Source organism: Nocardia aurea (genome assembly GCF_003123685.1).
Taxonomy (GTDB): domain Bacteria; phylum Actinomycetota; class Actinomycetes; order Mycobacteriales; family Mycobacteriaceae; genus Nocardia; species Nocardia aurea.
Map to the genome: position 1 here is coordinate 376657 of NZ_QCYJ01000021.1, position 13740 is coordinate 390396.

11 protein-coding genes and 1 pseudogene are annotated in these 13740 nt (G+C 68.8%); 1 reads left to right on the plus strand and 11 read right to left on the minus strand.

Features of this window, described 5'->3' with window-relative positions; all coding sequences use genetic code 11:
- Positions 1–126 precede the first annotated feature (126 nt).
- The 11 genes and pseudogenes from DAT37_RS09355 to DAT37_RS09405 all read right to left on the minus strand — a co-directional run bounded on the left by DAT37_RS09355 (position 127) and on the right by DAT37_RS09405 (position 12839).
- Positions 127–1038, minus strand: coding sequence for a 3-methyladenine DNA glycosylase (locus DAT37_RS09355; RefSeq protein WP_232839607.1), 912 nt, complete (start codon positions 1036–1038; stop codon positions 127–129).
- Between the two features lie 103 nt (positions 1039–1141).
- The gene (locus tag DAT37_RS09360; protein WP_109524295.1) at positions 1142–2206 is read right to left on the minus strand and encodes a hemolysin family protein; all 1065 of its coding nucleotides are present in this window, start codon (positions 2204–2206) and stop codon (positions 1142–1144) included.
- Complete coding sequence (locus tag DAT37_RS09365) at positions 2199–3656, minus strand: hemolysin family protein (RefSeq protein WP_109524512.1); 1458 nt, start codon at positions 3654–3656, stop codon at positions 2199–2201. Before DAT37_RS09365 ends, DAT37_RS09360 begins: the two co-directional genes overlap by 8 nt.
- 283 nt (positions 3657–3939) lie before the next feature.
- Positions 3940–5376, minus strand: a complete 1437-nt coding sequence (locus DAT37_RS09370) for a GuaB1 family IMP dehydrogenase-related protein (RefSeq protein WP_109524296.1) — start codon at positions 5374–5376, stop codon at positions 3940–3942.
- A gap of 83 nt (positions 5377–5459) precedes the next feature.
- Positions 5460–6305, minus strand: a complete 846-nt coding sequence (locus DAT37_RS09375; RefSeq protein ID WP_109524297.1) for a DMT family transporter — start codon at positions 6303–6305, stop codon at positions 5460–5462.
- A 483-nt stretch (positions 6306–6788) separates the two neighbouring features.
- Positions 6789–8165, minus strand: a pseudogene (locus DAT37_RS09380) (DEAD/DEAH box helicase); the annotation flags it as partial.
- A gap of 167 nt (positions 8166–8332) precedes the next feature.
- On the minus strand, positions 8333–9271 hold the full coding sequence (locus tag DAT37_RS09385; RefSeq protein WP_109524299.1) for a M56 family metallopeptidase: 939 nt from the start codon (positions 9269–9271) through the stop codon (positions 8333–8335).
- Between the two features lie 65 nt (positions 9272–9336).
- A complete protein-coding gene (locus DAT37_RS09390) occupies positions 9337–9714 on the minus strand; it encodes a BlaI/MecI/CopY family transcriptional regulator (RefSeq protein WP_109524300.1) in 378 nt (125 codons plus the stop codon).
- Between the two features lie 98 nt (positions 9715–9812).
- Entirely contained in the window at positions 9813–10646 is an 834-nt protein-coding gene (locus DAT37_RS09395; protein ID WP_109524301.1) for an ABC transporter ATP-binding protein, read from the minus strand.
- Complete coding sequence (locus tag DAT37_RS09400) at positions 10643–11743, minus strand: FecCD family ABC transporter permease (RefSeq protein WP_408637383.1); 1101 nt, start codon at positions 11741–11743, stop codon at positions 10643–10645. The genes DAT37_RS09395 and DAT37_RS09400 overlap by 4 nt, the downstream gene beginning before the upstream one ends.
- A 49-nt stretch (positions 11744–11792) precedes the next feature.
- Complete coding sequence (locus DAT37_RS09405; RefSeq protein ID WP_232839608.1) at positions 11793–12839, minus strand: FecCD family ABC transporter permease; 1047 nt, start codon at positions 12837–12839, stop codon at positions 11793–11795.
- Positions 12840–12948: 109 nt separating this feature from the next.
- On the opposite strand from DAT37_RS09405, the gene DAT37_RS09410 reads away from it, so the two are divergent.
- Positions 12949–13659, plus strand: coding sequence for a hypothetical protein (locus DAT37_RS09410; RefSeq protein ID WP_109524303.1), 711 nt, complete (start codon positions 12949–12951; stop codon positions 13657–13659).
- The last annotated feature ends 81 nt before the right edge of the window (positions 13660–13740 follow it).

The window sequence follows — 13740 nt, forward strand, 5'->3', positions numbered from 1 at the left end:
ACTTCTGGAGCCATCTGACTGGGACAGTTACTCCAGGTGATGAATGGTAGTAACAGCCGGTAACTTCCGGGGCCGAATTCGGCGAAATCGGGCGGCAGGTGGCAATCCGCTACGGTTCGAAGAAGGTCAGACGCTGTCGACGGTCCGCGGTCGTCCGGCGAGCAGGGATTCGCAGCACGCGAGCAGGCGGCCGCGCAGCACGGCGGCGCGATCGGCCAGCACCGTCTGTGCGCGAGCGTATTCCGCGCGTCCGGCCGGAGTCTCGATCCGAATCGGTTCGTATCCGAATTCCGCGAGGTCGTAGGGGCTCGCTCGCATATCGAGTTCCCGCGCAGCGCAGGCGAGCCGGAAACATTCGAGCAACAGATCCGAGGGGATCAGCGGCACCAGCTTGAAACCCCACTTGTACAGATCCATGTTCGCGTGCAGACAGCCGGGCTGTTCGCGGGCCACCTGATCCTCGCGGCTGAGCGGGATCGCGTTGCGGGGGACGGCTTCCGGGGTGAAGAAGCGGAAGGCGTCGAAATGGGTGCAGCGCAACGACATCGACTCGACGACGGCATCGGTTCCCGCGTGTCCCAGACGCAGCGGCACCCGCTGATGACGGACATCCTCGGTGCGGTACACCATCGCCCACTCGTGCAGGCCGAAACAGGACAGCTGTGCCGGGCGGGAAGCGGTGGCACGCAACAGATTCGCTACGAAAGCGACCGTGTCGGCTCGCCGCTCGAGATACGCGGGATCGGCGGTGTACGTGCCCGGGTGCGCCGAGGCGAAGCCCGGCGGCTCGTCGCGCTCGACACGGACGTACCCCCGGGCGCCGTCGTATTCCTTCGCGTCGGCGAGCGCGACCCCGAACCCCGGGTGCCACCGGCGTAATTGGGCCGGTTTGTGTCCGTAGTAGGTGAACAGGAAATCGATCACCGGATGCGTCGCGCCCGCCGCCCGGCGGCGAACATAGGGCCCGACGAGTTCATCGACCGCGGCGGCGTGCGCCCGCGCCCGCGCATACCACTCGGACCGAGCCGATACCTGCACCGTGCTCACCGACCGCGGCGAACTCGCCGGTCGCCGCGCCCGATCGGCGCGGCGGCGACCGGCGCGAAACGTCGCATCGCCGACGCGAGGCCAGGATTCGGAATCACTCCGCGCCCCGGTGCGTCACATCCCGCACGGTGCCGACGAACTCCTCCACCAGATCCTCCAGCGCGACGATGCCGACGGTGTTGCCCCGGCTGTCGACCACTCGACCCAGATGGCTGTTGGTACGGCGCAGCCTGGCCAGCGCCTCGTAGAGGGTGGTGCCGGTGCTGACGGTCGGCAGCGGACGAATATCGGTGCGCGGGATGGGGGTGTTCGGACCCGCGCTCTCGTCGGCGACCTTGTCCAGCACATCCTTGACATGGAGGTAGCCGACGAGCGAACCGTCGGTGGTCCGCACCGGGAAGCGGGAGAAGCCGGTCTCGCCCACCGCCGACTCGATATCCCCGAGCGTGGTCCCACTGCCGCGCAGCGGCACCGAGCGCGTGGAGCCGAGCGGAACCATCACATCGGCCACGGTGCGGTCGGAGGTGCCGAGGGCCTGGGTCAGCCTGCGGTGCTCCTCCTCGTCGAGCAGTCCCTCCGACCGGGATTCGCCGATCATCTCGGCGAGTTCCACGCTGGACACGGTCGCGTCCAATTCGTCCTTGGGCTCGATGCGCAGCAGTCGCAGGCTCAGATTCGCCGCGAGGTTGTAGATGGCGATCAGCGGACGGGCCAGCCGCAACCACAGCAGGTGGACCGGAACCAACAGCAGCGCGCTGCGTTCGGGCCCGGCGAGGGCGATGTTCTTCGGGATCATCTCGCCGAACAGGATGTGCAGGATGACCACGATGGTCAGCGCCAGCGCGAAGGAGACCGGATGCAGGAGCTGATCGGGCAGTCCGATCATCTCGAACGGCACTTCGAGCAGGTGCGCGACGGCCGGTTCGCCGACGCGGCCGAGCAGAATCGAGCAGATCGTGATGCCGAGCTGAGCGGCCGCCAGCATCATCGACAGGTTCTCACCGGCGCGGATGACCGTGTCGGCATTGCGTTTGCCCTGTGCGGCGAGCGCTTCCAGGCGGTCGCGGCGCGCCGAGATCAACGCGAACTCGGCGGCGACGAAGAACGCGTTACTGGCGAGCAGTACGACCGTGAGCAGGACCGCGAGCAGATCACCCATTGCTGTGCTCCGTGTCGTTCACGTGGTCGGGGATGGTGTGTGTCGCGATATCGGCGGTGTCGGACCGATCGTCGTCCGGGATCGCGTTGCTCGCCCGCAACACGTCCGCGGTGACCGGGATCAGGCGCACCCGGTCGATACGTCTGCCGTCCATCCGTTCCACCCGGGCGATCCAGCCGCCGTGGTCGGTTTCGTACGGATGCCGGTTGTGCGCGGGCGAATTCGGCAACACCACCTCGTCGCCGGTTTCCGGGATCCGGCCCAGGCGGGTCAGCACCAGGCCGCCGAGGGTCTCGTACTCGCCCTCGGGTGCGTCGTATCCGGTGGCGCGCGAGACCTCGTCGATGCGAAGCAGTCCGGAACAGTCCCAGCCCTCGCCGACGCGCCGGACGTCGCGTTCCTCCTCGTCGTGCTCGTCGCGCACGTCACCGAGGATCTCCTCGATCAGATCCTCCATGGTGACGAAACCCGCGGTGCCGCCGTATTCGTCGACCACGAGCGCGATCTGCATGCCGTCCGCGCGTACCCGCTCGAGCACTTCGTCACCGTCGAGGCTGGCAGGCACGATCGGCACCGGCCGCGCCAGGGTCTGCAACGCGATGCTGCGGCGCTCGCTTGCGGGGTGGGTGAACGCCTGCTTGACGTGCACCACCCCGAGGGTGTTGTCGAGATCGCCGTCGATCACCGGGAATCGCGAGTAGCCGGTGCGGCTCGCGGCGGCGATGAGATCGGCGATGGTGTCGGATTTGTCCAGCGATTCGATTTTCACGCGCGGCGTCATCAGTTCCTCGGCGCTGCGCTCACCGAATTGCAGCGAACGGTCCATCACCTGGGCGGTGCGCTGGTCGAGCGCGCCGCGCAGTGCGGAGGTGCGCACCAGCGAACCCAGTTCCTGCGGTGAACGGGCCGAACGCAATTCCTCGGCGGGTTCGACGCCGAGACGACGCACCACCCAGTTCGCGGAATTGTTCAGGAAATGGATCATCCATTTGAACACCGTCGAGAAGGCGATCATCGGCCCGGCGGTCATCCGCGCGGTCGCGAGCGGTTTGGCGATGGCGATGTTCTTCGGCACCAATTCGCCGTAGATCATCGACAGCGAGGTGGCCAGGACCAATGCCAGTGCCAGCGAGATCCCGTTGCGGGCCCCTTCGCTCATACCGGTCGCGCCGAGCAGCGGCGACAGCAGTTCGGCCAGCACGGGTTCGGCGATATAGCCGGTGATGAGCGTGGTGATCGTGATGCCGAGCTGAGCGCCGGACAATTGGAACGACAGTGTGCGATGCGCTCGGCGGACCATGCGCGCCGGTGCGTCCCCGTCGCGGGCGTGCGACTCGACGGTGCTGCGTTCCAGGGCGGTGAGCGAGAACTCGGCCGCGACGAACAGCGCGGTGCCCGCGGTCAGGGCGATGAACCCGAGCAGGCTGAGAACGGTGAGTACGACGGCCACGGTCAACACCGCTCAGCGAGCGGACGGAGCGCTCTGGTGGGGGCCGATACAGGGGGGATTGCGTGGACTGCTGCGGGAAGGAGAGCGCCGGGTTCGTCACCCGGCTCGGTAGAGGAGCCCTCCTGTGCGGCGCCCTCGGACGCGGGTGACAACTTGTTCCTTTCGGCATGCGGGAGTTCCGTTGCCGGAGAGACCGGCAATCACCATGTTACCGGCACCATGTTACCGGCCCACTCGTCGTGACGTGTGGGCCGGTGTTGTGTGTCCACTGCCGCGTGTCGTTCTACCAACCGCTCGGCAGTGGGCGCCCCTCCGCGAAACCGGCCGCCGACTGCACGCCGAGCACGGCCTTGTCGTGCAATTCCGCGAGGCTGCGGGCGCCCGCGTAGGTGCAGGCGCTGCGCACGCCGGAGCAGATGTGATCGATGAGATCTTCGACACCGGGGCGCTCGGGATCGAGCCGCATCCTGGAACTGGAGATGCCCTCCTCGAACAGTGCCTTGCGCGCGCGGTCGAAGCCGCTGTCGGTCGCGGTGCGTGCGGCGACGGCGCGTTTGGACGCCATCCCGAAACTCTCCTTGTAGGCATTGCCGTCCCGGTCGACACGCAGATCGCCCGGTGATTCGTAGGTGCCCGCGAACCAGGAGCCGATCATCACGTTGGCCGCGCCCGCGGCCAGGGCCAGGGCAACGTCGCGCGGATGGCGCACGCCGCCGTCGGCCCAGATGCTCACGCCGAGTTCCTTCGCCGCGCTCGCGCATTCGGCGACCGCGGAGAACTGCGGGCGACCGACACCGGTCATCATGCGGGTGGTGCACATGGCGCCGGGACCGACACCGACCTTGATGATGGTCGCGCCCGCCTCGGCCAGATCGCGGGTGCCCTGCGCCGACACTACGTTGCCTGCTGCCAGCGGTACCCCGAGCCCCAGATCGGAGACGGCCCGCAATGCCTCGAGCATCTTGGTCTGGTGACCGTGCGCGGTATCGATGACGAGTAGGTCGGCGCCGGCGTCGACCAGGGATTTCGATTTGGCCGCGATATCTCCGTTGATGCCGACCGCGGCGGCGATCCGCAACTGCTCACGCTGATCGATATTGGGCTGGTAGATCCCGGCGCGAATGGCCCCGGTGCGCGTCATGACGCCGGTCAGCGTGCCGTCCGCGCCGGTGAGCACCGCGAGGTCGGCGTGCGCGGCGTCGAGCAGGTCGAAGATCTCGCGCGGGGACAGCGATGCCGGGGCCTGGACGAAATCGGTGACGGCGACATCGCGCAGCCGCGCGAAGCGGTCCACATCGGCGCACGAACTCTCGGTGACGACGCCGACCGGCCTACCCGCCTCGACGACGACCACCGCGCCGTGCGCGCGCTTGTGCATCAGCGCGACGGCCTCGGACACCGAGCGTTCCGGATCGAGCGTGACGGGGGTGTCGGCGGTGAGCGAGCGGCTCTTCACGAAGGCGATGGTGTCCGACGCGGCGCTGATCGGCAGATCCTGCGGCAGGACGACGATGCCGCCACGGCGGGCGACGGTCTCCGCCATTCTGCGACCGGCGACCGCCGTCATATTGGCCACGACGATCGGGATGGTGGTTCCCGACCCGTCGGTGGTCGACAGATCCACATCGAACCGGGACGCGACATCGGTCCGATTCGGAACCAGGAAGATGTCGTCGTAGGTCAGGTCGTACGGCGGCTGATGCCCGGGGAGAAACTGCACTTGAACGATACTAACCGGCCGCCGATGCCGACGCGCGATTCTCCGGCGTTCGATTCGGGAGATAGATCACATCCGGGTGGCGCTCAGACCTCGGCCTGCACGCGGGACAGCCGAATCGTGGTGGCGCACATGACGACTACCGACACGGCCACGACGACGAGCCCGAAGGTGTTGGTACGGAGACGTTCGTCGAGCACCGTCGCGCCGATGAGCGCGGCGACCATCGGTTCGGCGATGGTGACCGCGGGAAGGGACGCCGCGAGCGGTCCCACCTGATACGCGCGCTGCTGGAGATAGATGCCCGCGGTCCCGGCCGCGACCAGCGCCCACAGTTGCCAACTCGACAGCATCGGACCGAGGCCCTGATCGGCCAGATCGGTGACACCGGTGGTCAGCGCGGCGGCCACACCGAACAGCGCCCCACCCGCCGCGCCGAACAGCATCGCGCGCCGCCCCGGATCGGAACTTCCCGTCCCGATCGCGACGGCGCCGCCGATCGCGCAGAGCACCACGATCAACGTGACACTCCAATCACGCAGCGGCGCGGTGGAATTGCCCTCGGTCGGATCACCGACGAGCAGGAAGACCGCGAGCGCCGCCGTCAACGCCAGAGCGGTGGCCCAGGTGCGTCCGGTGATCCGGCGTCCGTTCAACCGGGCCGACAGCGGCAGGGCGAACACGAGCATGCTGACCAGCAACGGCTGTACGAGCAGGACCGAACCCAGTGCCAACGCGACGACCTGCATCGCGTATCCGCCCACATCCCCGACGATCGCGGCCCACCACCGTGGATTGCGCATCAGCGCCCGGATCAGGCCCGATCCCTCGGGAACAGCGGCCGCCGCGCGTTGCTGCGCCACGGCCGCCACCGCGAACAGGGCGGCCGCGACCAACGCGCAGACCACGGCACCGAGCGGATGATGCGACACGCCGCTCAGTGTGCCCCGTCGGCGGCGATCGTCGGCTGAAGGCGTCTCGCGGCGCGTCGTCCCGTCGGACGCGCCGCGAATCCTCACCCACCGGTACGCGGTCGATCCGGATATCGGACCACGGCGTGCGCCGATCGAGGTCGGTGCCGTACCGGTGGTTCTCCTCGCGAGCTAGTTCGCCCGTCGATTGCCCTGTGCCGCCGAACCCTGCGGACGTCCGGCGCGTCGGCGTCCCTGGCCGGGTGTGTCGGAGCGGGTCGGGCGGGCCGCGTGCGCCGCGCCCGCCGAATGTCCGGAGGCCGCGCCCGAGCCCCGCCCCGCGGTTGCCGTGGCGGCGGCCCGACTCGAAGACGGGGCCGAGCCTTCGCCGCGGACACCGTTGGATCGGGTGGCGCGCGCGTCGGCATGACCGGTCGAGCGCTGGGCCGAACCGGAGTCACGTCCGCCCGTCCGCGCACCGCCGTCGCCGCCGCGACGCGAACCCGCGCCCGCGCCGCGAGCGCCGGATCGTCCCTGCGACGGTCGTCGCCCGCCACGGCCGGAAGCGTCCGGTGTGCCCTCGGGCGACCAGCCGCCGCTCGGATCGTCGATATCGGCGGCCGCGGAACCACCGCGCCGACCGGTGCCGGACGAACGCCGTTTGGTGGCGGCGCCCTGACGGGCGGGCTGCTGCGGAGGAGCGGGCGCGACCAGCGCGATACCGGAGGGCGTGCGCGCCCCGGTGATCTGCGCCAGTTTCCGGTCGCCCGGCCGCACGTCGACACCGACGATGTCGACGCCCGCCTTCCTGGTCATCTTCTCGACCTCGGCGCGCTCCTCGGCCGAGACCAGCGTGACGACGACACCGTCCTCACCGGCACGGGCGGTACGGCCCGCGCGATGCAGGTACGCCTTCGATTCGGCGGGCGGATCGACGTGCACGACCAGCGAGATGCCGTCGACGTGGATGCCGCGCGCGGCCACATCGGTGGTCACGAGCACGGGAGTGCTGCCGTCGGCGAAGGCGGCCAGGGTCCTGGTGCGGTTGTTCTGGGCCTTGCCGCCGTGCAGTGCGCCCGTGGCGATCCCGACGCCGCGCAACTGCTTGGCCAGCCGGTCCGCGCCGTGTTTGGTGCGGACGAACATGATCGTCAGGCCCTCGCGCGCGGCGATCTCCGCGACGACGGCGCGCTTGTCGAATTTGTCGCGCACGTAGAGCAGGTGGTGCGACATGGTCGACACCGACGCCGACGGCGGCGCGGTGGAATGGGTGACCGGCGAACGCAGGTAGCGCTTGACCAGTTTGTCGACCTCGCCGTCGAGCGTGGCCGAGAACAGCAGGCGCTGACCGTCTTTGGGCGTCCGGTCGAGCAGTTTGGTGACCTGGGGCAGGAAGCCCATGTCGGCCATGTGGTCGGCCTCGTCCAGTGCGGTGATACGCACGTCCGACAGATCCGCGCACCGCTGTGCGATCAGATCCTCCAGTCGGCCCGGGGTGGCGATCAAAAGATCGACGCCGCGCGCGAGACGGTCGGCCTGGCGTTTGATCGGCGCGCCGCCGACGACGGAGGCCACCCGTAGCCCGAGTGCGAGCGCCGGTTCGTCCAGCGCCTTCTCGATCTGGGCGGCGAGTTCACGCGTCGGCACCAGGACCAGGCCGCGCGGACGACGCGGGGCGCTGGATCCGCCCGCCAGCGTGGTCAGCATCGGAAGTCCGAAAGCCAGGGTCTTGCCGGAGCCGGTCGGACCGCGTCCGAGGACGTCCTTGCCCGCGAGCGCATCGGGCACGGTCGCGGCCTGGATCGGGAACGGGGCCTCGATGCCGCTGCGGTGCAGTGCCTGCACGAGCACGGCGGGGAGGCCCAAGTCCGCGAAGGTCACGGCGGATGCCGAGGCGGCAGGGGGAGAGGAGGTCAACGGGTGCCTTTCGTGAGCAGCGCGATAGTCGGCGCTGGGTCCGGAGTGGTGGACACCGTGCCCACCGCACGGTGCGCCACTGTGGGCACTCGTGTCGCGAAAATGTTCGGCCGGACGACCCGGCCGCGAAGTCAGCCGTGGAAAAGCCGACTGAGTTCGACCAACCAGGGTACCGCGACAGCCTGAGTGGGAACTACCAGGATGGCCACCGACCCTAGATACGCGGCCGCGGCGACGCGCAGATCGCCGATTCGGCCCCCGAGCCGCTGGATACGGATGAGGGTGGTCGGACCGCCCGCCGCGAGCGCGCCCTGCGGTGCGGTCGACTTGGCGCAGGCGACCAGAGCGCGGGCCAGCGGCGCCGGTCCGGTGACCTTGACCGCCGAATCGTCGGCGAGCAGTTCTATGAGTAATTTCACCGAGCCGAGCGCCGCCCGGCTACGCACGACGACGGGAAACGCCTCGTGCACCGCGGTGAACGCCTCCAGCACGAGATCGTGCCGCGCCCGCAGATGGGAACGTTCGTGACTCACGATCGCGGTGACTTCGGCGTCGTCGAGATTCGTGAGCGTGCCCTCGCTCAGGACGACGCGCTGGCGCAGGCCCGGCAGGCAGTAGGCGATGGGTTCGGTCGCGGCCAGCACGCGGATATCGGCCGCGCGGCGATACGGTCCGCTCTGGTCGAGCAGGTCGACCAGCATGCGGTGATGAGCGCGTCTGCGGCGGGTGTGGACGCCGACCCGGACGACCGAGAAGATCAGCCGCGCGCCGACCAGCAGGGTGAGGGCGAAGACGAAGACATAGGCGAGCCACAGGGGGAGTCCGAGCGCGTCGATCTCGCGCGTCGGTGAGGTGGTCGGTCGGCCGTCGGGACCCGGGACGAGAAGTTCCGCCGCGATCGCCAGGCCGGAGCCGAAGGCGCTGAGCACGGCGGCGAGCGCGATGGCCTGCCACAGAACCAGAGCCGCACGTGGTGTGCGGTACGGCCATTTCGCTCGGCTGAGCAGCGCTGGAGCAGGCCCCGCGAGAAGCAAGGCGAGACCGGCGAAAACCGGCGCGGTTGCGTTCATCGACTCAGCTCACTGCGTTGTGGGGCCAGGACGTCCACCGCGTTGTGAACGTCGCGCCGACGGTATCAGGAACCTTCGGTTGCTTCGAGCTTAGCGAGTGCCTCGCGCAACGCATCGGCCTCGTCCGGGCCGACCTGCTCCACGAAATGCACCAGCGCGGCGGCACGACTGCCCGCCGCGTCTGCCTGTTGCAGCGCGTCGACCATCAGACTCGCCACCAATTCGTCGCGGGTGTGCACGGGTGCGTAGCGGTGCGCGCGATCGTCACGCCGTTGCACCACCAGATTCTTCTTCGCGAGCCGCTGCAACACCGTCATCACCGTCGTGTAGGCGAGCTCACGACGCGCGGCCAAGGCCTCGTGCACCTGCCGGACCGTCTGCGGTTCGTCGCTGGACCACAACTGGTCCATGACCGCTTTCTCGAGTTCACCAAGACCTGCCATCCCCTGAGTTTACGGACCCAACGACGCAATTGCGTACTACACCTTGTCGTAACTGTCCGGTAGCTGTGTGGTATTGGTCATAGTCCGGGGAGGAACGGTCAGAAAGGTCGGCCCGACTCGAGCACGTGTCTGGCTCCGATCGGAACGATCATGGGTCTACCCGAGACCGGATCCTCCAGCATCGACGCCCGTAATCCGAAGACTTCCCACAGCAATTCGGCGTCGATGATCTCCGAGGGCGCACCCTGGGCGACCACCCGTCCGGCGTGCATGACGACCAACCGGTCGCTGTAGCGGATCGCCAGATTCAGGTCGTGCAGCACCATCACCACGGTGCGGCCCATGTCGTCGTGCAATTGATCGACCAGATCCAGCACTTCCAGCGAATGCGCGAGATCCAGGTAGGTCGTCGGCTCGTCGAGCAGCAGGATGTCGGTGCCCTGCGCCAGCGCCATCGAGATCCAGGCGCGCTGACGCTGACCGCCGGAGAGTTCGCCGAGGGGGCGATCGGCGAGATCGGCGATCCCGGTCTGCTCGAGCGCGGTCATCACCTCGGCCTCGTCGCCCGAGGACCACTGCCGGAACCAGGTCTGATGCGGATGTCTGCCGCGCGCGACCAGATCGGCGACCGTCAAACCCTCCGGCGCGACCGGTGTCTGCGGCAGCATGCCGATCACCTGTGCCACATCCTTGGTCTTCATCGTGGAGATGGCCTTGCCGTCGAGCACCACCCGGCCCTCGCGGGGCCGGAGCAGTCGGCCGAGCGAGCGCAGCAGGGTGGATTTGCCGCAGCCGTTCGGGCCGATCACGGTGGTGACGACGCCGGAGGCGATTTCCAGGCTCAGCCCGTCGATGATGACGCGGTCGCCGTAGCCGAGGGTGATGTCGTCGGCGACGAGTCTTGGCGCGGCCGATTCGGGTGCGGTGGTCATGACAGGGTCGCCTTCCGATTCATACGCACGAGCAGGTAGAGCAGGAACGGACCGCCGACGGCGGCGGTGACGATGCCCACCGGGACATCCGCCGGGAACACCGTGCGCGAGGCGATATCCGAACCGACCACGAGGAGCGCGCCGAACAGTGCCGAACCGATCATCGGTTCGCCGGGCGTGCGCAGCACCCGGCGCGCGATCTGCGGCGCCGCCAGCGCGACGAACACGATCGGACCCGCCGCCGCGGTGGCCATCGAGGCCGCGACCACGGACGCGCCGAGCAGCAGGGCCTGCTGGGACTGGATCCGCACGCCGAGGACCCGGGTGGTCTCCGGGCCGAGTCGCAGTGCGGCCAGGGTGCGCGCCGACATGGTCGCCACCGTGAGGACGACCGCGAGCGCGATGGCCGCCGGGAGCAGTCCGTCGCGGTCGGCGCTGTTCAGGGAACCGTTGAGCCACATCTGCGCCCGCGACGCGTCGGTGAGCGAGGCCCGGGTGATCACCCAGTTGATCCCGGCGACGAGTAGCGCGTTGACGCCGATGCCGATCAGGACCAGGCGCAGTCCGGTCGCGCCGGATTCACCGGAAGCCGAACGTCCCCACGCCAATACGTAGATCGCCAGCGCGGTGAGCAAACCGCCCAGCAGCGCGGCCAGCGATACGCCGACGCTCGCGGCGAATCCCGACACCCCGCCGGTGCCGATGATGGCGACCGCGCCCAGACTCGCGCCCGAGGTGATGCCCAGCATGTCGGGACTGGCGAGCGGGTTGTGCAGTATCGACTGGGTGATCGCGCCCGCCAGGCCGAGGGCGGCGCCGACCACCACCGCGGTCATGGCGCGCGGCATCCGCGACTCGAGGATGATGAAGCGCTGCGAGCGGGTGCCGCCGCCGGACAGTACGTCGAGTACGCGTCCGAGCGGGATATGCGAGTCACCCGTGGTGATGTCGACACAGAAGAGTACGAAGACCAGTACGGCGAGCGCGACGGTGATGAGGACCATGGTCGGGCGTAGCACCAGCGATATCGGTCCGATCCGCAGCGCGGGTCTGGCCTTGCGCAACGGCGCGGCCTCTGTTCGTGCGGTGGTTGTCACGAACGCACCCCCCTCTCACTCCGCGCGGTCGCTGTGACGTCGATCGTGATCACAGGCTCGCCAGCTTCCGGCGGCGGACGAAGGCGATGAAGAACGGAGCACCCACCACCGCGAGCATGATGCCGACCTCGAGTTCACCCGGCCGTGCGACGACACGTCCGACGATATCGGCGCTCGTCAACAGGAGCGCGCCGAACAGACCCGAGTACGGAATCAGCCATCGATAGTCGGGTCCGCTGATTCCGCGTGCCAGGTGCGGTACCACGAGGCCCAGGAAGGCGATGGGACCGATCGCGGCCGTCGCGGCGCCGCACAGCAGGACGATCGCGGCCAACCCGAGGGCACGGCTGCGGCCGATGTCGACGCCGAGTCCGCGGGCCACGTCGTCGCCGAGACTGAGCAGGTTCAGACCGGGCCCGGCCGCGACGGCGAGCAGAACCCCGACCACCAGGAACGGCAGTACCTGCCAGAACACCTCGGCATCGCGGCCCGCGACGCTGCCGACCACCCAGAAGCGGTAGGTGTCCAGGGCCGCCGCGTCCATGAGCACCACCGCGTTGGTCATGGCCTGGAGGAACGCGGCCACCGCGGCGCCCGCCAGCACCAGACTCAACGGACTGGCCTTGCCGCCGCCGATGGAGGCCGAGGAGAACACCACGACGCCCGCGATCAGCGCCCCGGCGAAGGCGAACCAGATGTACTGCTCGGGGGCGGTGAACGCGAACAGGTGCATGCTCAACGCCGCGAGAAACGCGGCGCCGGAGTTCAATCCGAGCAGGCCCGCGTCGGAGAGCGGATTGCGGGTGTAGCCCTGGATCAGCGCGCCGGTGATGCCGAGTGCGAGTCCGCAGACCAGCGCGAGCGCGGTGCGCGGGAGTCGGAGCCCGCGAACGATTTCCGCTTCGGTCGAGCCCGCGGGGCATTGGAAAGGTCCGCCCGGGCAGGTCAATCCGTCGCGCACGGCGTCGAACACGGTCGACGGCGGCAGCAGTCGCGTGCCGATGGCGACGCTCGCCACGGCGGCGAGCAGCAGCAGCGCTGCCAGTGCCAGGAGTCCGATCAGGCGACGCCGCCTCATGGTGCCAATGGGTGTCACGGCGACAAACTTATCCTGCCTCGAAGGTGATCCCGGGGTTGCTAGGTCTGGTAAGCCTAACCTATCTTTTGAAACGACTCCATGATGTGGCCGACCCCGAGGAGGTTCGATGATCGAGCCCTTGACTGCCTGCAATGCCCGCCGTACCCAGCAGGTGTTCGGGCACTCCTGTAATCGGCTGCGCGCTCTCCAGCCCGAGCATCCTCGCGTCTATGCCGTCGCGGCGATGGCGGAGCAGGGCAAGCGTCGGTGGTGGAAACTCTCGGACGGATTGCAGGAGGGCCGGATCGATCTCATGTTCCGGCGTCACGCCGCCGAGATGATCAGTGCCGACACCGCGGCCGACGTGGTCGCCACCGCGCTGATCCACGCGATCGTCGGTCGGGTCGCGGCGCTGTTGGTCGCCGAGGGCGCGGCATGGGACCCGGGACTCGAGAACCTGTGGGTGCACAACGACAACGACGGCGGCATCGATTGGGCGGGTCTGTCCGACACCACGATCCGGGTGATCGACGGTGACTGCAGGGCCGGTGAGCCGGGGGTCGTCGTCCTGCCCTGCGAGCAGGCGATGTCGGTATGGCTGGCACATCGCTGTGTCGCGTCGCTGTCGCTGGTCCAGCACGGGCTCGCCCGGTGCTCCGGCCTCAATGCCCGTCGGTTCTGGTCGCTGGTGGGCGAATCCATCGTCGGTGCGGCGACCTATGTGCCGGATCTGGCGCGCGCCGATTCGGTGGCGGGCGCGCGGCGCGGACAGGGGCTGATGACCGCGCTCGAGGATCGGGGCCTACCGATCCGGCGAAGCACTTGCTTAGTTAGGTAAGCCTGACCTATACTGGGTGTGGCGTAAGGATCGAGCGAGAGTCCCGAGGGCTGCGGTGACCCCCGATCCAACTGCCGCGGC